The organism is Paracidovorax konjaci, from assembly GCF_900112675.1.
Classification (GTDB): domain Bacteria; phylum Pseudomonadota; class Gammaproteobacteria; order Burkholderiales; family Burkholderiaceae_C; genus Paracidovorax; species Paracidovorax konjaci.
In genome coordinates, this window is sequence record NZ_FOMQ01000005.1 from 1 (window position 1) to 22,802 (window position 22,802).

Below are 22,802 nucleotides of genomic sequence, written 5' to 3' on the forward strand. Positions count from 1 at the left end.
TCCTTGGACAGGACATACACCTCAGCGGTGAAGTGGGTGTGTGGCTTGATGGAGTTGGGCTTGCACAGCACTTGGCCACGCTCCACGTCTTCACGCTTCGTACCGCGCAGCAGCAGGCCGACGTTGTCGCCAGCCTGGCCTTGGTCCAGCAGCTTGCGGAACATTTCCACGCCGGTGCAGGTCGTCTTCTGCGTGTCGCGGATACCGACGATTTCGATTTCTTCACCGACCTTGATGATGCCGCGCTCGATACGGCCGGTCACCACGGTGCCGCGGCCGGAGATGGAGAACACGTCTTCCACGGGCATCAGGAAGGCGCCGTCCACAGCGCGCTCTGGCGTGGGGATGTAGGTGTCCAGGGCTTCAGCCAGCTTGTCGATGGCTTGCTCGCCCAGAGGGCCCTTGTCGCCTTCCAGCGCCAGCTTGGCGGAGCCGCGCACGATCGGGGTGTCGTCGCCGGGGAAGCTGTACTTGTCCAGAAGTTCGCGCACTTCCATTTCGACGAGTTCGAGCAGCTCTTCGTCGTCCACCATGTCGCACTTGTTCAGGAACACGATGATGTAGGGCACGCCCACCTGACGCGCCAGCAGGATGTGCTCGCGGGTCTGGGGCATCGGGCCGTCAGCGGCCGAGCACACCAGGATAGCGCCGTCCATCTGGGCAGCGCCGGTGATCATGTTCTTGACGTAGTCGGCGTGGCCGGGGCAGTCCACGTGGGCGTAATGGCGGTTGGCCGTTTCGTATTCCACGTGAGCGGTGTTGATGGTGATGCCGCGGGCCTTTTCTTCAGGTGCCGCATCGATTTCGTCGTACTTCTTGGCTTCGCCGCCGAACTTGGCGGACAGCACCGTGGCGATCGCTGCCGTCAGCGTCGTCTTGCCATGGTCCACGTGGCCGATCGTGCCCACGTTGACGTGGGGCTTGGTACGTTCGAACTTACCTTTTGCCATTTTTCAATCTCCAAAGAGCATTGCTTGTGTCAGGGTTTAACGTCTGCACCCGATTGCTTGTTCGCCCCGCACAAGGCCACAGGACGGCACCGGATCGCAGATTGCAAGAATCTTGCTGCTGTCTTGATCGCTGCCGGCGCTTGCACAACAAGGGCCGGCAGGGATCTCACTCAAACCAACCAGGAAAGCGGCCGTCGAAACAGCCGCCTCTCCTCTGTGCCAATTACTTGGCGCGCGCCGCCATGATGGCTTCGGACACGTTGCGAGGAGCTTCGCTGTAGTGCTTGAATTCCATCGTGTAGGTGGCACGGCCTTGCGTCGCGGAACGCAGCGAGGTCGAGTAGCCGAACATTTCGGACAGGGGCACTTCGGCCTTGATGGCCTTGCCGCCACCGACCATGTCGTCCATGCCTTGCACCATGCCGCGGCGCGAGGACAGATCGCCCATCACGGTACCGGCATAGTCTTCAGGCGTTTCGACTTCCACAGCCATCATGGGCTCCAGGATCACGGGGTTGGCCTTGCGGCAACCTTCCTTGAAACCGAAGATCGCGGCCATCTTGAACGCCAGTTCGTTCGAGTCCACGTCGTGGTACGAACCGAAGTGCAGCGTGACCTTGACGTCCACCACCGGATAACCGGCCAGCACGCCTTGCGTGACCGCTTCGTTGAAGCCCTTTTCCACCGCAGGGATGAATTCGCGAGGAACCACACCGCCCTTGATGGCGTCGACGAACTCGTTGCCCTTGCCGGCTTCGTTCGGTTCGATCTTGAGCACGACGTGGCCGTACTGGCCCTTGCCGCCGGATTGGCGCACGAACTTGCCTTCGGCTTCTTCCACCGTCTTGCGGATGGTTTCGCGGTAGGCGACCTGGGGCTTGCCCACGTTGGCTTCCACGCCGAATTCACGTTTCATGCGGTCCACGATGATTTCCAGGTGGAGCTCGCCCATCCCGGCAATCAGCGTCTGGCCGGACTCTTCGTCGGTCTTCACGCGGAACGAAGGATCTTCGGCGGCCAGGCGCTGCAGGGCGATGCCCATCTTTTCCTGGTCGGTCTTCGTCTTGGGTTCCACGGCCTGCGTGATCACAGGCTCTGGGAACACCATGCGCTCCAGAATGATCTGCGAGTCGAGATCGCTCAGCGTTTCGCCGGTCGTCACGTCCTTCAGGCCCACGCAGGCAGCGATGTCGCCGGCGCGGATTTCTTCGACTTCCAGGCGTTCGTTGGCGTGCATCTGCACGATACGGCCGATACGCTCCTTCTTGCCCTTGATCGGGTTGTAGACGGTGTCGCCCTTCGTCAGCACGCCGGAATACACGCGCACGAAGGTCAACTGGCCCACGAACGGGTCGGTCATCAGCTTGAACGCCAAGGCCGAGAACTTCTCGTTGTCGTCCGCCTTGCGGGTCACGGGGTTCTCGTCCTCGTCGGTGCCCGTCACGTCGTCGATGTCGGTGGGCGCCGGCAGGTAGTCGATCACGGCGTCGAGCATGCGCTGCACGCCCTTGTTCTTGAACGCGGTGCCGCACAGCATCGGCTGGATTTCCGTCGCGATCGTGCGCGTGCGCAGACCGGTCTTGATCTCTTCCTCGGAGAGGTCGCCCTCTTCCAGGTACTTGTTCATCAACTCTTCGGAGGCTTCAGCCGCGGCTTCGACCATCTTCTCGCGCCATTCCTTGGCGGACTCCACCAGATCGGCCGGGATGTCCTCGAAGGTGAACTTCATGCCTTGCGAGGCTTCGTCCCAGATGATCGCCTTCATCTTGAGCAGGTCGACCACGCCGGTGAAGTTGTCTTCCGCGCCGATCGGGATCACCACGGGCACGGGGTTGGCCTTCAGGCGCAGGCGCATCTGGTCATAGACCTTGAAGAAGTTGGCGCCGGTGCGGTCCATCTTGTTGACGAACGCGAGGCGGGGCACCTTGTACTTGTTGGCCTGGCGCCAGACGGTTTCCGACTGGGGCTGCACGCCACCCACGGCGCAGTAGACCATGCAGGCACCGTCCAGCACGCGCATGGAACGCTCCACCTCGATGGTGAAGTCCACGTGGCCGGGGGTGTCGATGATGTTGAAACGGTGCTCGGGGTAGGACATGTCCATGCCCTTCCAGAAGCAGGTGGTGGCGGCGGACGTGATCGTGATGCCGCGCTCCTGCTCCTGCTCCATCCAGTCCATGGTCGCAGCGCCGTCGTGCACTTCGCCGATCTTGTGGTTCACACCCGTGTAGAACAGGATACGTTCAGTCGTCGTGGTCTTGCCAGCGTCGATGTGGGCCGAGATACCGATGTTGCGGTAGCGCTCGATGGGAGTCTTGCGTGCCATGATGGTCTTTCGTTAACAGCCAAAGAGCCCGCCCGCCGGTATGGCGGATCGGGCTCCAGGCCTTCGAGATGAAGGGATGGGCTTAGAAGCGGAAGTGGCTGAATGCCTTGTTGGCTTCTGCCATGCGGTGCACTTCGTCACGGCGCTTCATCGCACCGCCACGGCCTTCCGTGGCTTCCAGCAGCTCGTTGGCCAGGCGCTGGGCCATGGACTTCTCGCCCCGCTTGCGGGCGGCTTCCTTGAGCCAACGCATCGACAGGGCCAGGCGACGCACGGGGCGCACTTCGACGGGCACCTGGTAGTTGGCACCACCGACGCGGCGGGACTTCACTTCCACCATGGGCTTCACGTTGTTGATGGCAACGGTGAACGCCTCCAGGGGGTCCTTGTCGGGGTGCTTCTTCTGGATCAGTTCCAGGGCGCCATAGATGATGCGCTCTGCAACTGCCTTCTTGCCGCCTTCCATGATCACGTTCATGAATTTGGACAGCTCGACGTTGCCGAACTTCGGGTCCGGCAGGATTTCACGTTTGGGGACTTCGCGACGACGTGGCATTTCTCACCTCTATCTTTGCTTCAGTTGGCGCCTTTCCAGGCACCGCGAGAGCCATTCAGGACTCCCACTTACTCGGCCCGCGCAGAACACCTGCGGGTGGGGCCACTACGCTGCTTCACCGCGCCACGCGGGAACAGCACCGAAATTCCTGTGCAAAAGCGCAGGGCTTACTTGGCCTTGGGCTTCTTGGCACCGTACTTGGAACGGGCCTGCTTGCGATCCTTCACGCCTTGCAGGTCCAGGGAACCGCGCACGATGTGGTAACGCACACCGGGCAAGTCCTTGACACGACCGCCACGGACCAGCACGACGCTGTGTTCCTGCAGGTTGTGGCCTTCGCCGCCGATGTAGGAGATGACTTCGAAGCCGTTGGTCAGGCGCACCTTGGCGACCTTCCGCAGAGCGGAGTTAGGCTTCTTGGGCGTCGTGGTGTACACACGGGTGCACACGCCACGGCGCTGTGGAGAGTTTTGCATCGCGGGGCTTTTGGACTTGGTCGTTTCGACCTCGCGCCCGTGACGCACAAGCTGGTTGATGGTTGGCATGAATCGTCCCTAAACGTGAAAACTTCGCCCGATGGATTCGGTTCGGGCAAAGACGTGAATCCCTTCGGAAATTCCGAAAAGCCTTCTAATGTATCAGCTTGGCCAGACCGAGGCAACAGGCAGCCCTCTTGCAGAGCGCCGCCCGCCAGGGGACCTTCACTTGATCCAGAGCCGGATGGCGTCCCAGGCACGGCCGAAGATGCCGGCCTGCTCGACGGTCTCCAGGGCAACGAGCGGCACTTCGGCGATAGGCTGCTCGCCCAGCGAGACCTTCAAGGTACCGACGGACTGCCCCTTGGTGAACGGCGCCACCAGCGGATCCTGGCGCACGATCTGTGTCGTGACCTTGCCGGCAGAGCCCGAGGGCACGGTGACGACGATGGGTTCGGGGCGCCCGATCTTGAGGGTGTTCTGCGTGCCCTTCCAGACGGCCGGCGTGGCCGCGGGCTGGCCGCCATCGAAAAGCTTGACGGCGTCGTACGCGGTGTAGCCCCAGTTCAGCAGCTTCTGGCTCTCGTTGGCCCGGGCATTCTCGCTCGCGGTGCCGAGCACGATGGACAGCAGGCGGCGCTGGCCCACATTCGGGAAATCGCGCTTGGACGTGGCCACGAGGCAGTAGCCGGCCGCCGCGGTGTGCCCGGTTTTGAGGCCATCCACGGTCGGATCGCGGAACAGCAGCGAGTTGCGGTTGGTGCCGTTGGAGGGCGGCGTGCCCGGATAGGCGTAATGCTTGGTGGAGTAGTAGTGCATGTACTCCGGGAAATCCTTCATGAGCCGCGTCGCGAGCACGCCCAGGTCGCGTGCCGTGGTCGTGTGGCCCGGCTCCGTGAGGCCTTCGGGGTTCTTGTAGGCCGTGTTCTTCATGCCCAGGGCCTTGGCCTGGTCATTCATGAGCTTCACGAAATTCTCGGCAGAGCCCCCCACGCCCTCGGCCAGGGCCATGGATGCATCGTTGCCCGACTGCACGATCATGCCCTTGAGCAGGTCGTCCACCGGCACCTGCATCTTCGGGTCGATGAACATGCGCGAGCCGGGCATCTTCCAGGCCAGCGTGCTCACCGGCAGCTTCTGCTCCAGCGTGATCTTCTTGGCGCGCAACGCGTCGAACACCAGGTAGGCCGTCATGAGCTTGGTGAGGGAGGCCTGCTCCACCGGAGCGTCGATGTCCTTGGCGGCCAGCACCTGGCCGGCGGTCACGTCCAGCAGCAGGTAATTGCGCGCGGCGATCTCCGGCGGCTGGGGCACCTGGCCCTGGGCCCAGAGCACGGGGGGCGCGAGCGCGGCCGCCAGGGCAAGAGAGCGCAGCAGGGGCGGAAAGGACTTCAGGGAAACAAGCATTGCGAAACGGTCCGGGAAAAGGGGAAGCGGGGAGCAAAAGCAGATCGGGAAAAGGCGAAGCGGAGCCGACTCGGCGGGAGGGGCGGAGCGCGTCAGGCCTGCGCCGCGAGATGCCGGGCCACGAGGCTCTTGAGCAACGGCAATTGTCCGTGAAAGAAATGCCCGCCGCCGGGCACGACTGTCACAGGGAGTGTCTGCGGGCGGGCCCAATCCATGACGGCTGCGAGCGGCACGGTGTCGTCCTGCTCGCCATGCACGACGAGCGTGCGCTCATGCGCCTCCGGGGGGACGGGGGCGACGGTGAAGCGGCTGGCGGCGGTACCCACGAGCACGGCACGTTCGATGCTGCGGGCACCCCATAGCCGCGCGAGCGCATGGCTGGTGACGAAGGCGCCGAAAGAAAAACCCGCCAGCGCGATGGGACCCTGGGGTGCAGCCTGCTCGATCACGGCCAGCAGGTCATCGAGTTCGCCGCGCCCTTCATCGTGGGTACCGGCCGTGCCGCCCACGCCGCGGAAATTGAACCGCACCGCCGTCCAGCCATGGGCGACGAAGGCACGGGCCAGGGTCTGCACGACCTTGTTGTCCATGGTGCCGCCGAAAAGCGGATGGGGGTGCGCGATCACGGCGACGCCGCGGGATGCGCTGCCTTCGGCCGGCGCGGCCGCGTCGCGCAGCGCTTCGATGGCGCCGGCCGGACCGGAGAAGGTCAGGCGTTCAGTCTGGGCATTCACGTCGATTTGCTATTAAAAATATAGCTGCAAGCCCAATAAAACCGGCGGCATGCAGCTCAAAACACTGAAAACAACGGGAGGTATGAACCGGGATCAGCGCCCGAGTTCCGGCGGCGTGACGAGCCGCTCGACCACCTGGCCGTTCTTGAGGTGGGATTCCACGATCTCGTCGATGTCGCTCGTGTCCACGTAGGTGTACCAGGTGCCTTCGGGATAGACGACAGCGATGGGGCCGCCGGCGCAGCGGTCCAGGCATCCGGCCTTGTTCACGCGCACCTTGCCCGGGCCGGAGAGCTTCTCGGCCTTCACGCGCGCCTTGCAGTGGTCGAAAGCCTCTTTCGCGCCGTGGTGGGCGCAACTGTCCTCGCCGTTGATGCGCTCGTTGAGGCAGAAGAAGATGTGGCGGGCGTAGTAGCCGCCGGACGTGGGGGTGTCGTCGGTCATGGCGGGATTCTAGGAGGCGGGGAGGACCTGCGCCTCCCTGGCCGGGCGCCGCGCCACCTGCTGCACCACGTAGATCAATGTGGCGTAGGGCCACAGCCAGCCCAGCCACTGGCCGATGCCATAGAAGCGGATGAAGCGCCCCTGCTCCCAGGCCAGCAGGGTTTCGGCGAAGTAGGCGCTGGTGGGCGCCTGGTTCAGCAGGTTCAGGTGCCAGACCAGCACCAGCAGGAGCAGCACCCCCGCAGCCCGGCGCGGCAGCGCGACCAGCAGCAGTGCGGCGACCAGGCCCGCGCCAATGCCTGCGCGCGTGGGCAAGCCGAGCCACTCCCACGCATGCGCCGGCCCGTAGCTCAGCGCGGCGGACAGCGCGGTCACCCCCACGCCCGCGACCACCATGCCGAGCGCATAGGCCACACGGCGGCCGATGGGCCGGATGACGCAGTAGCCCAGCAGGCAGGGGATCAGCAGCCCCAGCAGCACCGCGAGCAGTTCGGCGCCGGGCAGCAGGGGCTCCAGCGGCGTATCGCGCAGGGGCAGCCATTCCAGGAAGGGGGTGTCGGCCAGCGTATCGGCCAGCGCGGCTTCGAGGCGCTCCCACATCTGTCCCAGACCGAAAGGTACGGCCGCCGGAAACAGCAGTGCCAGCGGCCAGAGCGCGATGAGCACCAGCGCACCGCTCGCTTCAGGCACGAACCAGCGCGCACGGAAGCGGCTCCAGCGCGCGATGGCGCCCAGGCGCTCCAGCAGTGCGGCCACGAGTGCGCCCAGCAGCGTGCCGGCCGCATTGAGCAACAGATCCATGTTGGAGGGCACGCGGCGCGGCAGGTAGATCTGCAGCAGCTCCATGAGCATGGCGAGCATGCCGCCCGAGAGCACGGCGACCGGCACGGCGGAGCGGGGCCAGCCCGTGCGCAGCAGCGCAAGCGCGAGCAAGAAGCCCAGCGGCGCGTATCCGGCGATGTTGATGTTGACGTCGAACCACGTCCAGTACGGCGGCGGGACGCGCGCGGTCAGGAAGACGAGTGGCGAGATGCCCTGTTCCCGCCAGCCCTCGAAAGGAAAGAGGCTCGCGAAAACGATGAGCGCCATGTAGATCAGCGCGAGCGGCCAGGCGGAGGTCTTGTGCACGGCGACCGCGCCCGGATCAGAACGGCTTGACGACCACCAGCACCACCGCGGCCACCAGCAGCAGCACGGGCACTTCGTTGAACCAGCGGAACCAGCCGTGGCTGCGCCGGTTGCGCCCGGTGGCGAACTTGCGCAGCAGCACGCCGCAGGCATGGTGATAACCCACGGCCAGCACGACCACGGTGAGCTTGGCGTGCATCCATCCGTTGCCGGGACCGCGGCCGATGCCGTAGCCCAGGTAGAGCCACAGGCCCAGCGCCAGGGCCGGCACGGCCAGCAGCGTGGTGAAGCGCAGCAGTTTGCGCGCCATCAGCAGCAGGCGCTCGCGCTCGGCCGTGGAATCGTTCGGCACCATCGCGAGGTTCACGAAGATGCGCGGCAGGTAGAAAAGGCCCGCGAACCAACTGGCCACGAACACGATGTGGAAGGCTTTGACCCAGAGCATGGGCCGCAGTGTACGTGCCGCGGACGGTGGGCCGGGCCGGTGCGGCGAAGGGCGGGCCCGGCGAATGGGAGCACAATTTCGGGATGCACCTCTCCAGCCCCCCGCCCTTCCCACAGCACCGCCCGCGCCGGCTGCGGCGCGACGCATTCACCCGCAACATGGTGCGCGAGCACCGGCTTTCGCCGCACGATTTCATCTACCCCGTGTTCGTGCACGAAGGCACGAACCACCGGCAGGCCGTGGCCTCGATGCCGGGCGTGGACCGGCTGAGCCTGGACCTGCTGCTGCCCGTGGCGGAAGACTGCGCGCGCCTGGGCATTCCGGCGCTGGCGCTCTTTCCGTCGATTGACGCGGCACTCAAGACGCCCGACGGCAAGGAAGCGCTGAACCCCGAGGGACTGATCCCGCGCGTGGTGCGGGCGCTGAAGAAGGAATTCCCCGACCTCGGCGTGCTCACCGACGTGGCGCTCGACCCCTACACGAGCCACGGCCAGGACGGCATGCTCGACGACACCGGCTACATCCTCAACGACGAGACCGTGGAGATCCTCGTGGGCCAGGTGCTCACGCATGCCGAGGCGGGCGTGGACATCGTCGCGCCCAGCGACATGATGGACGGCCGCATCGGCGCGATACGCGAGGCACTCGAAGTGCAGGGCTACATCCACACGCGGATCATGGCCTACAGCGCGAAGTACGCGAGCGCCTTCTACGGGCCGTTCCGCGACGCCGTGGGCACGCGCGGCGCCCTGGGCAAGGCCGACAAGAACGTCTACCAGATGGACCCCGGCAACACCGACGAGGCGCTGCGCGAGGTGGCGCTGGACATCGCCGAGGGCGCCGACATGGTGATGGTCAAGCCCGGCATGCCCTACCTGGACGTGGTGCGCCGCGTGAAGGAGGAATTCCGCGTGCCGACCTTCGCCTACCAGGTGAGCGGCGAGTACGCGATGCTCAAGGCCGCCGCGGCCAACGGCTGGCTCGACCACGATGCGGTGATGCTCGAATCCCTGCTCGCCTTCAAGCGCGCCGGGGCCGACGGCATCCTGACCTACTTCGCCCGCGACGCCGCGCGCCTGCTATCGAAATAAGAGCACCATGCCGCCAGAAACAGTGCGCCGGGGGCCACCTTGACCCAGGACCCCTCCGGCACCGTCCGCATCTTCCACATCCAGCCCCAGGGCGCCCGCGAACTCGACGCCATTCCGCAGCGCATGCCGGCGCAGGGCTTCGTCTGGATCGCGTGCACGCGCGCGACCTTCGCCGAGCGGTTGCCGGCGCTGCAGTCCGCGCTGCAGGCGCTGGCCGGCCAGCAACTCGTCGACCTGCACGTCTCCGACCTGCTGAACGCGCAACTGCCATCGCACTACGACTACACCTCGCAGTACGACGTGCTGGTGTTCCGACGCCTGAGCGCCACGCAGTGCGACACCGGCGAGGTGCCCAGCCTGGCGAGCCTGGCGGGGCTGGCAGCCGCCAAGCGCACGGGGCCACCGGTGCTGCGCCGCATCGACACGAGCCCGGTGGGCTTTGCCGTGTTCGACCAAGTGCTGCTGTCGGTCCACCCGGACGACTGCACGGTGCGCGACGCATTCGCCGCGCGCCTGCTGACCGCCAACCAGGCGGTCGCGCCCGCCTCCGCCACGGCCCCTGCGCCGCCCCCGGTGCCCGAGCCTTCCGCGGCCATCGCCACACCGGAGAACCCTCCGTCGGAAACCCTGGCGCGTGAGCTGCGCACCGGGCCCGTGCCGGGATCGCGCCTGCCGACCAGCCCCGCCGACCTGATGCTGCGCGTGGTCAACCTGATCGTGGACAACTACCTCGACCTGCGCCGGGAGCTGTCGCGCCAGCTGGACCACTGGCAGGCCGAGCTGCTCAAGCCGCGCGGGCGCTTCGCCAACTGGAGCGCGCTGCTGGATGCGCGGCTCACGCTGCACCAGCTCGACGAGATCTGCGAAGACCAGCGCGCCGCCGTACAGGACTGGGTCGATACGCTGGAGACCTGGGCGCTGCCCGACAACGTGGTCGCGCTGCGCGAGCTGGACCTGCTCAAGGTGCGCAGCCGCGACGTGCTGGAGCACATCGAACGCGTGGTGCACCACGTGCGCCGGCTGGAGCAAAGCACCGAGACGGCCGTGCAGATGCATTTCAGCGTGCAGAGCAACCGCACCAACGACATCATGCGCACCCTCACGGCGCTCACCGCCGTGTTCCTGCCGCTCAACCTCATCGCCGGCATCTTCGGCATGAATTTCGAATTCATCCCGCTGGTCCACAAGCAGGACGGCTTCTGGTGGGCGATGGGTTCGATGACCGTGATCGCCATCGCGCTCGTGGCCCTGTTCTGGCGCAAGCGCTACCTCGCCCGGACCGGCCAGCACTGACGCGCCGCCGCCCGCATGCGCCGGGCGGCGCGAGGCCCCTCGCGCAACCCCCCGCACCGCGCGCTGCCCTCCCCTGGCGGGAGCCGGCACGGCGGATCTGCGGCGGGCGCGCCTTCCTTCCGCTCCCCATCCCCCGCCGTTCAGCGGCGTGCCATCGCGCCGCGGCAGCGCAGGCAATTGTCAGACTTGACAATAATTGTCTAGTCAATTATTGTTCAGGCCATGAGTTTGCCGAACGATCCCCTGCTTTCCTCCGTCGACCCCGAGTTCATCGAACAGAGCGTGGGCTACCAGATGCGCCGCATCGTGAACCTGATGGCCAGCGAAGTGGATCACCGCATGGAGCCCCTGGGCCTGACGGATGCGCAGTGGCGCCCGCTGCTTCGCCTTTTCCTGGCCCCCGGCCAGGAGAGCACGGTCGCCACGCTGGCGCGCGGTTGCCAGCTCGACGCGGGCGGCATGACGCGGCTGCTGGACCGCCTCGAAACCAAGGGCCTGTGCCGCCGCGAGCGGTCGCAGGAAGACCGCCGCGTGGTCAACCTCGCGCTCACCGATGAAGGGCTGACCGCCGCGGCCCAGTTGCCCGATCTGCTGATGGATGTCCAGGGCATCGCCCTCGATGGCTTCAGCGACGCGGAGGCGGGCCAGTTCCGGAAATACCTGGCCCGCATCCACGAAAACCTCGCCGCGCGGCTGGCGCCACCCAGCGGCGAGTAAGCCGCCGTCCCCTTTCCCGAGAGCACGACACAACATGAAAAACCTTCTGGCTCCTTCCTCCACCGCCCCGGCTGCCGTGCCGGAGGCTGCCGGTTTCGCGCCCCGCTGGCATGGCGCGGCGCTGTATTTCGGCACGCTGGCCTTCGCTCTGCTGGGCCTCACGGCCTGCGCCGACATGTCGGGCATCGCCCCCCAGGCCCGCATGCGCGATGCGGCCTCGCTGGGGTTGGCGGCGCACGCCCAGGGCGTCGCGGACGCCGCGCGCAGCTTTGCCGACCCCGCCGTGGCCACCGACTGGTGGCGCGGCTTCGGGGATGCACAGCTCGATGCGCTCATCGGCCAGGCCCTCGACCAGAGCCCCAACCTGAAGCTTGCCGAGGCGCGCATCGCCCGGGCCCAGGCTTTCACCGAAGCGGCCGCCGCCGCCGACCGGCCGCAGATCAACGGCAGCCTGGACGCCACGCGCCAGCGCTACAGCGCGAACGCCATCTACCCGCCGCCCCTCGGCGGCAGCACCGAAAACAGCGCCACGGGCCGCCTCACGGGGAGTTGGGAGCTGGACTTCTTCGGCAAGAACCGTGCGGCCATCGATGCCGCCGTCGGCAGCGCCAATGCCGCCATCGCCGATGCGCAGGCCGCGCGGCTGCTGCTGGCCACCAACGTCACGCGCCAATACGTGGAGCTGGCGCGCCTGCAGGCCCAGTTGGGCGTGGCCGAACGCACGCTCGCGCAGCGCGGAGAGACCCTCTCGCTGGTGCGCGACCGCGTGGCCGCCGGGCTGGACACGCGCCTCGAAGAGCGCCAGAGCGAGGGCGGCCTGCCCGAGACGCGCCAGCAGATCGAAGCCCTGCGCGAGCAGATCGCCCAGGCCCGCAATGCGCTCGACGCGCTCGTGGGCCAGCCGGGCGCCACGCAGGCGCTGGCCGCGCCCGCGCTGGCGTCGCTCACCCCCGTGGCGCTGCCCGCCACGCTGCCCGCCGACCTGCTGGGCCGGCGGGCCGACATCGCGGCCGCGCGCTGGCGCGTGGAAGCCGCCACGCAGGATGTGGCCGTGGCGCGCGCGCAGTTCTATCCCAACGTGAGCCTCACCGCGTTCGTGGGCCTGTCCTCCCTCGGCTTCGGCGAATTCCTGCATGGCAGCAGCCGCGAGTGGGGCGTGGGCCCGGCGATCCGCCTGCCGATCTTCGAGGCCGGCCGACTGCGCGCCAACCTCCGCGGCAAGGCCGCCGATGCGGATGCCGCCGTGGAGAGCTACAACGCCGCGCTGCTCGATGCCTTCCACGAGGCCGCCGACCAGATCGCCGCGTCGCGTTCCATCGAGCGCCAGATGGCCGAGCAGCGCGAGGCGCAGACCGCCGCCGAGAGCGCCTACGCCATCGCGCAGCAGCGCTACAAGGCAGGCCTCGGCAACTACCTGAACGTGCTCACCGCCGAGACCAGCGTGCTGCTGCAGCGCCGCCAGGCCGTGGACCTGGTCGCACGCCGCCTGGACAACCAGGCCCGGCTGGCACGCGCGCTGGGCGGCGGCTATGCCGCGGCCGACCCGGTGCTGGCCACCGCCGGCCCGGCCCCGGCCGCCGCGGCCGTGGCGCACTGACCCCGGCACGCCCGCACACCTTCCCGCTTCCTTTTTCCCTTCCTTGCAGCGCAGGCCGATGGTGGCCGCGCTGGGAGACACCACCATGAACGCACCGCAGACCGCTTCCGCCCCCTCCGCCGCTCCGGCCTCCCCGCAGGATGCCAAGGCCCGCCGCCGCAAGACCCTCGTGGCCCTCGCCGCCGTGGTCGTCCTGGCGGGCGCCGCATGGGGCGTGTACGACTGGCTCGTCGCGAGCCACTACGAAGACACCGACAACGCCTACGTGCAGGGCAACGTCATCCAGATCACGCCGCAGACGGGCGGCACGGTGATGTCCATCCTGGCCGACGACACCGATTTCGTGAAGGCCGGCGCACCGCTGGTCAGGCTGGACCCGGCCGACGCCCGGGTGGCGCTCGCGCAGGCCGAGGCCGGGCTCGCGCAGGCCGTTCGCCAGGCGCGCACGCTGTACGTGAACAACGGCTCGCTGGCCGCCCAGGTCACGCTGCGCCAGGCCGACGTCTCCAAGGCCCGCACCGACATCGCCCGCGCGCAGGACGACCTGCAGCGCCGCCAGTCGCTCTCGGGCAACGGCGCGGTGTCCCAGGAAGAACTGCAGCACGCGCGCAACCAGCTCGATGCCGCGCGCTCCACGCTGGCGGCGGCCGAGGCCGGCGTGGCGGCCGCGCGCGAACAGCTCACCAGCAACCAGTCGCTGACCCAGGGCGTGCCGGTGGAAGAGCACCCCAACGTGCTCGCCGCCGCCGCCAAGGTGCGGGAGGCCTTCCTGGCCGACCGCCGCACCGCCCTGCCCGCGCCGGTGGACGGCTACGTGGCCAAGCGCACCGTGCAGCTCGGCCAGCGCGTCGCGGCCGGCGCACCGCTCATGACCATCGTGCCGCTGAACCAGGTCTGGGTGGACGCCAACTTCAAGGAAAACCAGCTGCGCAACCTGCGCCTGGGCCAGCCGGCCACGCTGACGGCCGACCTCTACGGCAAGAAGGTGGAATACACCGGCAAGGTGGCCGGCCTGGGCGTGGGCACGGGCGCGGCCTTCGCGCTGCTGCCCGCGCAGAACGCCACCGGCAACTGGATCAAGGTGGTGCAGCGCGTGCCCGTGCGCATCGCGCTCGACGGCGAGCAGCTCAAGGCCAACCCGCTGCGCGTGGGCCTGTCGATGGATGTGACGGTGAACACGCAGGACCGCGGCGGCGCGCTGCTGGCCGATGCGCCGCGCGGGCAGGCGGTGGCGCAGACGGCGGTGTACGCCGACCTCGACAAGGGCGCCGACGAAGACGTGGCCCGCATCATCGCGGCCAACGCCGGCTCCCGCAGCCCGGGCGCAGCGGCGCCCGCGCCGCTGGCCGCCGCGCCGGGCCGGCAGGCGGTGCACACGGCCCGTGCCGCGCAGGCCCCGGCCACCGCGGTGCATTGAACGGCGGCGCGTTTCTCCTCCTCCATCCGACGCCATGTCTTCCCCCACCCACACACCGCCCCTGGCACCGCCGCCGCTCGAAGGCAGCGCGCGCATGTGGGGCACGCTGGCCCTGTCTGCGGCCACCTTCATGAACGTGCTGGACACGTCGATCGCCAACGTGTCGCTGCCCGCCATCGCGGGCGACCTGGGCGTGAGCCCCACGCAGGGCACCTGGGTCATCACGAGCTTTGCCGTGGCCAACGCCATCGCGGTGCCGCTCACGGGCTGGCTGTCGCAGCGCTTCGGGCAGGTGCGCCTGTTCGTGGCGAGCGTGACGCTGTTCGTCATCGCCTCGCTGCTGTGCGGCATCGCGCCCAACATGGCGACGCTGATCGCCTTCCGCGCGCTGCAGGGCTTCGTGGCGGGTCCGATGATTCCGCTGTCGCAGTCGCTGCTGCTCTCCAGCTACCCCAAGGCGCTGGCCGGGCTGGCGATGGCCATGTGGTCGATGACCACGCTGATCGCGCCGGTGATGGGGCCGCTGCTGGGCGGCTGGATCACCGACAACCTGAGCTGGCCGTGGATCTTCTACATCAACGTGCCCGTGGGCATCGCCGCGGTGGTGGTCACCTGGGGGATCTTCCGCAAGCGCGAATCCGAGCGGCGCGCGCTGCCCATCGATTCCGTCGGCCTGGCGCTGCTGGTGATCTGGGTCGCGGCCATGCAGGTGATGCTGGACATCGGCAAGGAGCACGACTGGTTCGCCTCCCCCTGGGTGGTGGCCTGCGGCGTGGTGGCCGTGGTGGGCTTCGCGGCCTTCATGGCCTGGGAGCGCGGCGAGGAACACCCGGTGGTGGATCTGACGCTCTTCCGGATCCGCAACTTCTGGGCCGGCGCGCTCGCCACCTCGGTGGGCTACGGCCTGTTCTTCGGCAATGTGGTGCTGCTGCCGCTCTGGCTGCAGCAGTACATGGGCTACACCGCCACGCAGGCCGGGGAGGTGCTGGCGCCGGTGGGGCTGCTGGCGCTGGTGCTCTCGCCCGTGGTCGGCAAGAACATCGCCAAGGTGGACCCGCGCCGCTTCGCGACCTTCGCCTTCCTGGTGTTCGCGCTGGTGCTCTGGATGCGCTCGCGCTTCAACACCCAGGCCGACCTGATGACCATCATGGTGCCCACCGTCATCCAGGGCATCGCCATGGCGTTCTTCTTCATCCCGCTGGTGACGATCACGCTGTCGGAGATCGCGCCCGCGCGCATCCCATCGGCCTCGGGGCTGTCGAACTTCATGCGCATCACGGCCGGGGCCATCGGCACGTCGATCTCGACCACGCTCTGGGAACGCCGCGCCACGCTGCACCACGCGCAGCTCACCGAAGGGCTGCAGCAGGGCGGGCAGGTGGTCACCCAGACGCTGCAGGGCCTGCAGGCGTCCGGGCTCACGGCGGAGCAGGCGCTCGCGCAGCTGGAGCGGCTCGTGAACCAGCAGGCGTTCATGCTCGCGGCCAACGACATCTTCTATGCCTCGGCCGTGCTCTTCCTGCTGCTGATCCCGCTCGTGTGGCTGGCCCACCCGGTGCGCGCGAGCGCGGGCAGCGCCGACGCAGCGGCCGGCGCCCACTGACAATTGCTACAAATTTAATAGCAAACTATTGAATGGATCCGGCGGCATGGAGGGGTTTTTGCCTCCAGCCGACGCTTCCGGAGCCCTGGAGCGGCCGCCGGTGCACGACCGGGGCCGCCCGCGCGCCCGGCCTCAGCCCAGGTGCTTCGCGAAGAACGCCAGCGTGCGCTCGCGCGCCGTGTCGGCCGAGGGCTGGTCGTAGGAGCCGCGCTGGTCGCAGTTGAAGCCGTGGTCGGCCTCGTACACGTGGGCCTCGACCTCGGGGTGCGCCTGGCGGAAGGCTTCCACGCCGTCCAGCGGGATGTAGTGGTCGCGTTTGCCGAAGTGTGCGATCACCGGGCAGCGCGGCGTGCGGGCCACTTCGTCGGGGCCGGTGATGCCGCCGCCGTAGTACACGGCCGCGGCCGAGAGGCCCTTCAGCTCGCAGGCCGCGCGCCAGGACAGCAGCCCGCCCCAGCAGTAGCCCACGATGCCGACCTTGCCGCCGCCCTGCTGCGCCGCGTGGTCGATGGCCGCCTGGATGTCGGGCAGCACGCCGGCGCCGGGCAGCGCCTCCACCTGCTGCATGATGCCGAAGCCTTCCTTCATGTCGGCCTCGGCGTAGCCCAGCTCCACGCCCTGCTTGACGCGCGCGAAGGTCGAGGGCGCCACGGCCAGGTAGCCCGCGGCCGCATAGCGGTCGGCCACGGAGCGGATGTGCGAATTGACGCCGAAGATCTCCTGCAGCACCACCACGGCGCCGCGCGGCGCGCCCTCGGGCCGCGCCACCCAGGCCGGCACCTTGAAACCGTCGGCCGAGGCCAGATCCACGAAACTGCCCATGCTGTCACTCCTTCGTTGTTGCCTGTAAGAATTGCGCCCCGCACCGGGAACCGGCAGACCGGCCGCCGCGGCAAGACCGCGCGGCACGATGCAGCGGCGGTGCTGTAATCGCGCCACGGCATTCTTGCAGGAGACGCACCCATGGACAAAAAAGTGGTTTTGGTGACGGGAGGCAGCCGGGGCATCGGCGCGGCGACGGCCCGGCTGGCGGCGCAGCGCGGCTGGGCCGTGGCCGTGAACTACGCGAAGGACGCGGCAGCGGCCGAAGGCGTGGCGGACAGCATCCGCGCGGCCGGCGCCGAGGCCTTCGCGGTGCAGGCCGACGTGGCCGACGAAGCGCAGGTGGTGGCGATGTTCGAGGCCGTGGACGTGCGCCTGGGCCGGCTGTCGGCGCTGGTCAACAATGCCGGCGTGGTGGACGTGCCGGCGCGCGTATCGGAGATGACCGGCCGGCGCCTGCGGCGCATGTTCGACATCAACGTGCTGGGCAGCTTCTACTGCGCCCGCGAGGCCGTGCGGCGCATGAGCACGCAGCGCGGCGGCCAGGGCGGCAGCATCGTGAACGTCTCCAGTGCCGCGGCCCGCCTGGGCGCCGCGCACCAGTACGTGGACTACGCCGCCGCCAAGGGCGCCATCGACGTGCTCACCGTGGGCCTGGCGCGCGAGGTGGCCGCCGAGGGCATCCGCGTGAACGCGGTGCGCCCGGGCCTCATCGACACCGGCATCCACGCCAGCGGCGGCCTGCCCGACCGCGTGCGCGACCTCGCCCACCAGGTGCCCATGGGCCGGGGCGGCACCGCGCACGAGGTGGCCGAATCCATCGTCTGGCTGATGTCGGACGCCGCGAGCTACACCACCATGAGCCTGATGGAAGTCTCCGGCGGCCGCTGAGCCCGCATCCCGCAGAAAAACGACCACGGACAACGAGCACCCCCATGGACCTCAAACCCCTCATCACCCTGCTGGCCATCGTGAACCCGCTGGCCATCGTCCCGTTCTTCATCCACTACACCGACGGCTTCTCGCCGCGCCAGCGGCGCCGCACCATCCAGGTCGCCGCGTTCAGCGCGTTCTGCGTGATCGCGGCCTGCGCGCTGCTGGGCCTGCAGATCCTGGAGTTCTTCAACATCTCGCTGCAGAGCTTCCAGGTAGGCGGCGGCATGCTGCTGCTCATCAGCGCGATGAACATGCTGAACGCGCAGCCCGCCGAGGCCAAGCCGCACACGCACGAGCTGGAGGAAGGCGTCGAGAAGGCCGCGCAGGGCGACAGCATCGCCGTGGTGCCGCTCACCATCCCGCTGCTCACCGGTCCGGCCAGCATGTCCACCGTGGTGATCTACGCCGACCGCGCGCAGACCTTCTGGCAACACCTGGCGCTCGTGGGCTACGGCGTCGTCATCGCCCTGGCCACGGCGGTGTGCTTCGCGCTCGCCGACCCGATCGCGCGCGTGCTGGGCAAGACCGGCATCAACGTGATGACGCGGCTCATGGGGCTGATCCTCGCCGCGCTCGCGGTGGAGGTGATGGCCGAGGGGCTGGGCAAGCTCTTTCCCGTGCTGGTCGCCCGCTGAGCATGGGGGCCCGCCTGCTGCTCGTCGAGGACGACCCGGCCATCGCGCGCACCGTGGCCTACACGCTGGAGCGCGAAGGGCTCGCGGTGACCCACAGCCTGCTGCTGAGCGACGCCCGCAGCCTGCTGCGCACCCAACGCTTCGACCTGCTGGTACTGGACGTGGGCCTGCCCGACGGCAACGGCCTGGATCTGCTGCGCGAACTGCGCCAGGACCGGCAGGCCGTTCCCGTGCTCATGCTCAGCGCCCAGGGCGAAGAGATCGACCGCGTGCTGGGCCTCGAGCTGGGCGCGGACGACTACCTGCCCAAGCCCTTCAGCCCGCGCGAACTGGCCGCGCGCGCCAAGGCCCTGCTGCGGCGCGCCGCCGCCGCGCCGGCTTCCGCGGCGCAGGTGCCGGGCGGCCCTTTCCACGACGACCGCGCCGGCCAGCGCATGCACCTGCACGGCCGGCCGCTCGCACTCACGCGGCGCGAATACCGGCTGCTCTCGGCCCTGCTCGCCGGCACGGGCCGCATCCACGCGCGCGATGCGCTGCTGGCCGCCGCCTGGGGCGACGACAGCGAAAGCACCGACCGCACCGTGGACACCCATATCAAGACCCTGCGCGCCAAACTGCGCGAGGCCGACCCGGCGCGCGAGTACATCCTCACGCACCGGGGCATGGGTTACTCGCTGGAGCCATGAATCCCCCCCGGAGGCGCTTCGCGCCCTTCCCCCGAGGGGAGACGACGCCGGTGGCCCGGCGAAGCCGGTTCCACGGCATCCGCTGGCATGGCCTGCTCCGCGGCCCTTGGAGGAGCAGGGCCCAGGGGCGTACGGATGCCGCGCATGCGGGGATCGCCCCGCGGGGCCCCGGTGGCGCGGCTTCGCTGCCGGCAGTATCGGAGGATTGACCATGCGCCTCGGGTTGCGGCTGCTCTTCGCCTTCTTCCTCATCAACGGCATCGCGGCGTTCTTCGTGCTGCGCGTGTTCACGGCCGAGATCAAGCCCAGCGTGCGCGAGGTGATGGAGGACATGATGGTGGACACCGCCAACCTCCTGGCGGAGCTGGCGAGCGACGACCTCGCGAGCGGGCGCCTGTCCGCCGCGCCCGGCGCCGCCGAGAGCGATTTCGCGCGGCACGTGCGCCGCTATGCGGCCCGCCCGGTGGACGCGTCGATCTGGGGCCTGTCGAAACAGACATTGGACTTCCGCATCTACGTGACCGACGAGCGCGGCCGCGTGCTCTTCGACACCGAGCGCCGCGCCGTGGGCGAGGACTACTCGCAGTGGCGCGACGTGGCCCGCACGCTGCGCGGCGAATACGGCGCGCGCGCCACCCGCGACGTGCAGACCGACGACACCAGCGGCGTGATGTACGTGGCCGCGCCCATCTGGGTCGATGGCGGCGCCAGCGGGCCCCGCATCGGCGGCGTGCTCACCGTGGCCAAGCCCACGCGCACGGTGCAGCGCTTCATCGACCGCGCCGAACGCAAGGTGCTCCAGGGCGGCCTGCTGCTGCTCGCCCTCTCGGCCGCCGTGGGCGTGGGCGTCACTGTCTGGACCGTGTGGCACGTGCGCCGCCTGCGCGACTATGCGCTCAGCGTGCAGGCCCCGGGCGCCGGCACCGGCCTGCCGCCGCCCACCGTCCCGCGCGTGCCCGGTGAACTGGGCGACCTGGCACGCGCCATGGACCGCATGCGCGAACGCCTCGAAGGCCACGACTACATCGAAGGCTACGTGCGCGCGCTCACGCACGAACTCAAGAGCCCCGTGGCCGCCATCCGCGGCGCGGGTGAACTGCTGCAGGACGATCTGCCGGCAGGCGACCGCCGCCAGTTCGCCGCCCAGGTCGTGGACCAGAGCGAGCGGCTGCAGCGCCTGGTCGACCGGCTGCTGGAGCTGAGCAAGCTGGAGCAGCGCCAGCACGCGGAGGCGGGCGCGGCGCCCGTTTCGCTGCGCGCCTGCGCCGAGGCCGCCCAGCACCAATGCGCGGCCCGTGCGCACCAGCGCGGCGTGCGGCTCGAACTGGAGGGCGAAGGCGCCAGCGGACCCTGGGAGGCCGAACTCGTCACGCTCGCGCTCGGCAACCTGATCGACAACGCCATCGACTTCTCGCCCGCAGGGGGCACGGTGCGCATCGCACTCGACGGCGCCAGCGTGTCGGTGCGCGACGAAGGCCCCGGCGTGCCGGAGTACGCGCTGCCCCGGCTGGGCGAGCGCTTCTTCACCACCGCGCGGCCCGACGGCTCGCGCAGCGGCTCGGGCCTCGGGCTGGCGATCGTGAAGCGGGTGATGGCGCTGCACGGAGGGCGGTTCGACCCGGTGGCCGGCCCCGGAGGGTTCCAAGCCCGGCTGGTCTTTCCCGCGCCCTAGAACGGCGCGTTGTGAACTTCACCGGGGCCTCACAAACTTCTCACCGCGCTCACCCGCCGCGCGAACACTGCGCCTCCATCACCCCATGCCGGAGGAGCAGTCCCTTGAAATACCCCTTTCTCACCAAATCCGCCGCACTCACCGCGGTCATCCTGCTGCTGCTCTTCGGCCTGGGCCGGATCGAGGACATCGTGCGCGACCGGCAGTTCTACCGGAGCGAGGCCGCGCGCAGCGTGGCCCAGAGCCTGGCCGGCCCGCAGACGCTGCTGGGCCCGATGCTGCACAGCGCCTGCGTGGAGACCTGGGAGGTCGTGACCGGCAAGGGGCCAGAGCGCCGCACGGGCGAAGAGCGGCGCGAGTTCATGCTCACGGCGATGCCCGAGCAGCTCCAGGTGCGCTCGGGTGCCACGATGCAGGAGCGGGCGCGCGGCCTGCACAAAGTCAACGCCTATGCCCTGAAGACCCACCTCACCGCGCACTGGCCCTCGCTGGCGGCCCTGCAGCCCCGCTCCACGGTGAAAGGCTCGCGCATGCAGTGCGGCGCGCCGATCCTGATGCTGGCCGTGGGCGATGCGCGCGGCATCCGCACGGCGCGCGTGGAGGTGGACGGCCAGGCGATGGCGCTCAAGCCCGGCACCTTCCACCCCACCTACCCGCGCGGCCTGCACACGCCGCTGCCCGAGGCGCTGCGTGCGCGCGGCGACGGCCTGAGCGCATCGATCGAACTGGAACTGGTGGGCACCGAACGGCTGGCCATCGTGCCCCTGGGCGGCACCACCGATGTGCAACTGCACAGCAGCTGGCCGCACCCCTCGTTCGCCGGGCGCTTTCTTCCTTCCGACCGCACGCTGAACGCCGACGGATTCACGGCGCGCTGGACCCTCTCGTCGCTGGCCACCACCGCGCAGCAGGACGTGGCCGCGGGCCTCAAGCTCTGCGACGGCGCGGTGGACGCGCCCTACGCGGAGTCCGCCGACACCGCGGCGCGTGGCTGCGCGGACAGCTTCAGCGTGGCCTTCGTGGACCCCGTCAACCCGTACTCGCTGTCCGACCGCGCCGCCAAATACGGCGTGCTGTTCATCGCGCTCACCTTTGTGGCGGTGGGCATGTTCGAGCTGATGCAGCGGCTGCGCGTGCATCCGATGCAATACCTGCTGGTGGGCAGCGCACTGTGCAGCTTCTTCCTGCTGCTGGTGAGCCTTTCGGAGCACCTCGCATTCGGCGCCGCCTACGCCCTGGCCGCCAGCGCCTGTGTGCTGCTGCTGGGCTACTACGCCAGCCACATGCTGCGCAGCGCGCGGCGGGGCCTGCCCTTCGGCGCCGGCATCGCGCTGCTGTATGCGCTGCTCTACCTGCTGCTGCAGCTCGAACAGACGGCACTCGTGGTGGGCGCCATCGCGCTCTTCGCGGTGCTGGCGGCAGTGATGGTGGCCACGCGCCGGCTGGACTGGTACGCGCTGTCCTCGCGCCGGGGTGGGGGCGCCACCTCGGCGGCGCAGCCGGGGGCCGGAGCATGACCGGCGCCGTCACGCCGGGCGGGGCCGCCGGCCCGGCGCCGGCATGGGCGAGCTACCTGTCGTCCACGGCCGGAGTGGGTGCGCCTTCTGCACCGGCGCCCGCGCTCTCCGTCGCCGAAGCAGAACGGCTGGCCCAGTACCGCGACCGTCTGTTGCAGGCGTGGGAGTCCAGGAACAGGGCCGCCCTGCGGGCTGCGAAGCAGGCGGTGCTGGAGGCAGCCGCCGCGCGTTCCGGGCCCGAGGCGGCCCCGCCCCTGCGGGGCGCGCTGCGCTTGCTGGCATGGCGCATGGCGGCCCTGCGGCCACAGCGCGCGCCGGTGGAATGGGGATGACAGCGAAGAGGGAAGTGC

The 22,802-nt window shown here is 69.0% G+C and carries 22 protein-coding genes; 12 read left to right on the forward strand and 10 right to left on the reverse strand.

Features of this window, described 5'->3' with window-relative positions; genetic code table 11:
* From tuf to BM144_RS08575, 9 genes are all read right to left on the reverse strand, one after another.
* A partial coding sequence (tuf, locus tag BM144_RS08535; protein WP_092951168.1) for an elongation factor Tu occupies positions 1–950 on the reverse strand: 950 nt, incomplete at its 3' end.
* Positions 951–1,173: 223 nt separating this feature from the next.
* Positions 1,174–3,276 (reverse strand): elongation factor G, encoded by a 2,103-nt coding sequence (gene fusA / locus BM144_RS08540; RefSeq protein ID WP_092951170.1) that lies wholly within the window; start codon positions 3,274–3,276, stop codon positions 1,174–1,176.
* A gap of 82 nt (positions 3,277–3,358) precedes the next feature.
* On the reverse strand, positions 3,359–3,832 hold the full coding sequence (gene rpsG / locus BM144_RS08545) for a 30S ribosomal protein S7 (protein WP_011793519.1): 474 nt from the start codon (positions 3,830–3,832) through the stop codon (positions 3,359–3,361).
* A gap of 167 nt (positions 3,833–3,999) precedes the next feature.
* The gene (gene rpsL / locus BM144_RS08550; RefSeq protein ID WP_092951172.1) at positions 4,000–4,377 is read right to left on the reverse strand and encodes a 30S ribosomal protein S12; all 378 of its coding nucleotides are present in this window, start codon (positions 4,375–4,377) and stop codon (positions 4,000–4,002) included.
* A 156-nt stretch (positions 4,378–4,533) separates the two neighbouring features.
* Positions 4,534–5,715 (reverse strand): D-alanyl-D-alanine carboxypeptidase family protein, encoded by a 1,182-nt coding sequence (locus tag BM144_RS08555; protein WP_092951174.1) that lies wholly within the window; start codon positions 5,713–5,715, stop codon positions 4,534–4,536.
* 92 nt (positions 5,716–5,807) lie between these two features.
* On the reverse strand, positions 5,808–6,449 hold the full coding sequence (locus tag BM144_RS08560; protein WP_092951176.1) for an alpha/beta hydrolase: 642 nt from the start codon (positions 6,447–6,449) through the stop codon (positions 5,808–5,810).
* A gap of 93 nt (positions 6,450–6,542) precedes the next feature.
* On the reverse strand, positions 6,543–6,893 hold the full coding sequence (locus BM144_RS08565) for a (2Fe-2S) ferredoxin domain-containing protein (RefSeq protein ID WP_092951178.1): 351 nt from the start codon (positions 6,891–6,893) through the stop codon (positions 6,543–6,545).
* Positions 6,894–6,902: 9 nt separating this feature from the next.
* Positions 6,903–8,021, reverse strand: coding sequence for a VanZ family protein (locus BM144_RS08570; RefSeq protein ID WP_092951180.1), 1,119 nt, complete (start codon positions 8,019–8,021; stop codon positions 6,903–6,905).
* Between the two features lie 16 nt (positions 8,022–8,037).
* Positions 8,038–8,466 (reverse strand): CopD family protein, encoded by a 429-nt coding sequence (locus tag BM144_RS08575; RefSeq protein WP_092951182.1) that lies wholly within the window; start codon positions 8,464–8,466, stop codon positions 8,038–8,040.
* A gap of 83 nt (positions 8,467–8,549) precedes the next feature.
* Between BM144_RS08575 and hemB the strand changes: the two genes are divergently transcribed.
* The 6 genes from hemB (at position 8,550) to BM144_RS08605 (ending at position 16,184) form a co-directional block, all read left to right on the forward strand.
* Positions 8,550–9,557: a porphobilinogen synthase gene (gene hemB / locus BM144_RS08580; RefSeq protein ID WP_092951817.1), complete on the forward strand. Its 1,008-nt coding sequence runs from the start codon at positions 8,550–8,552 to the stop codon at positions 9,555–9,557.
* A gap of 39 nt (positions 9,558–9,596) precedes the next feature.
* The gene (locus BM144_RS08585; protein ID WP_092951184.1) at positions 9,597–10,850 is read left to right on the forward strand and encodes a magnesium transporter CorA family protein; all 1,254 of its coding nucleotides are present in this window, start codon (positions 9,597–9,599) and stop codon (positions 10,848–10,850) included.
* Between the two features lie 222 nt (positions 10,851–11,072).
* On the forward strand, positions 11,073–11,567 hold the full coding sequence (locus BM144_RS08590) for a MarR family winged helix-turn-helix transcriptional regulator (protein ID WP_092951186.1): 495 nt from the start codon (positions 11,073–11,075) through the stop codon (positions 11,565–11,567).
* Positions 11,568–11,601: 34 nt separating this feature from the next.
* Positions 11,602–13,164: an efflux transporter outer membrane subunit gene (locus BM144_RS08595; RefSeq protein WP_092951188.1), complete on the forward strand. Its 1,563-nt coding sequence runs from the start codon at positions 11,602–11,604 to the stop codon at positions 13,162–13,164.
* Positions 13,165–13,249: 85 nt separating this feature from the next.
* Positions 13,250–14,581, forward strand: a complete 1,332-nt coding sequence (locus tag BM144_RS08600; protein WP_092951819.1) for an HlyD family secretion protein — start codon at positions 13,250–13,252, stop codon at positions 14,579–14,581.
* Positions 14,582–14,615: 34 nt separating this feature from the next.
* Positions 14,616–16,184, forward strand: a complete 1,569-nt coding sequence (locus tag BM144_RS08605) for a DHA2 family efflux MFS transporter permease subunit (RefSeq protein WP_092951190.1) — start codon at positions 14,616–14,618, stop codon at positions 16,182–16,184.
* 132 nt (positions 16,185–16,316) lie between these two features.
* Here BM144_RS08605 and BM144_RS08610 read toward each other — a convergent pair whose 3' ends face one another.
* Positions 16,317–17,006, reverse strand: a complete 690-nt coding sequence (locus BM144_RS08610) for a dienelactone hydrolase family protein (protein WP_092951192.1) — start codon at positions 17,004–17,006, stop codon at positions 16,317–16,319.
* A 141-nt stretch (positions 17,007–17,147) separates the two neighbouring features.
* Here BM144_RS08610 and BM144_RS08615 point away from each other — a divergent pair, with 141 nt between their 5' ends.
* The 6 genes from BM144_RS08615 to BM144_RS08640 all read left to right on the forward strand — a co-directional run bounded on the left by BM144_RS08615 (position 17,148) and on the right by BM144_RS08640 (position 22,784).
* Positions 17,148–17,897: an SDR family oxidoreductase gene (locus tag BM144_RS08615; RefSeq protein WP_092951194.1), complete on the forward strand. Its 750-nt coding sequence runs from the start codon at positions 17,148–17,150 to the stop codon at positions 17,895–17,897.
* A 44-nt stretch (positions 17,898–17,941) separates the two neighbouring features.
* Complete coding sequence (locus BM144_RS08620) at positions 17,942–18,577, forward strand: MarC family protein (protein ID WP_092951196.1); 636 nt, start codon at positions 17,942–17,944, stop codon at positions 18,575–18,577.
* Between the two features lie 2 nt (positions 18,578–18,579).
* Positions 18,580–19,263, forward strand: a complete 684-nt coding sequence (locus tag BM144_RS08625; protein WP_092951198.1) for a response regulator — start codon at positions 18,580–18,582, stop codon at positions 19,261–19,263.
* A 211-nt stretch (positions 19,264–19,474) separates the two neighbouring features.
* Positions 19,475–20,935 carry a two-component system sensor histidine kinase CreC gene (gene creC, locus BM144_RS08630; RefSeq protein ID WP_092951200.1) on the forward strand — a complete coding sequence of 487 codons (1,461 nt, stop codon included), beginning with the start codon at positions 19,475–19,477 and terminating at the stop codon, positions 20,933–20,935.
* Positions 20,936–21,039: 104 nt separating this feature from the next.
* Entirely contained in the window at positions 21,040–22,452 is a 1,413-nt protein-coding gene (gene creD, locus BM144_RS08635; protein ID WP_092951202.1) for a cell envelope integrity protein CreD, read from the forward strand.
* On the forward strand, positions 22,449–22,784 hold the full coding sequence (locus tag BM144_RS08640; protein WP_092951204.1) for a hypothetical protein: 336 nt from the start codon (positions 22,449–22,451) through the stop codon (positions 22,782–22,784). The genes creD and BM144_RS08640 overlap by 4 nt, the downstream gene beginning before the upstream one ends.
* Positions 22,785–22,802: the final 18 nt, after the last annotated feature.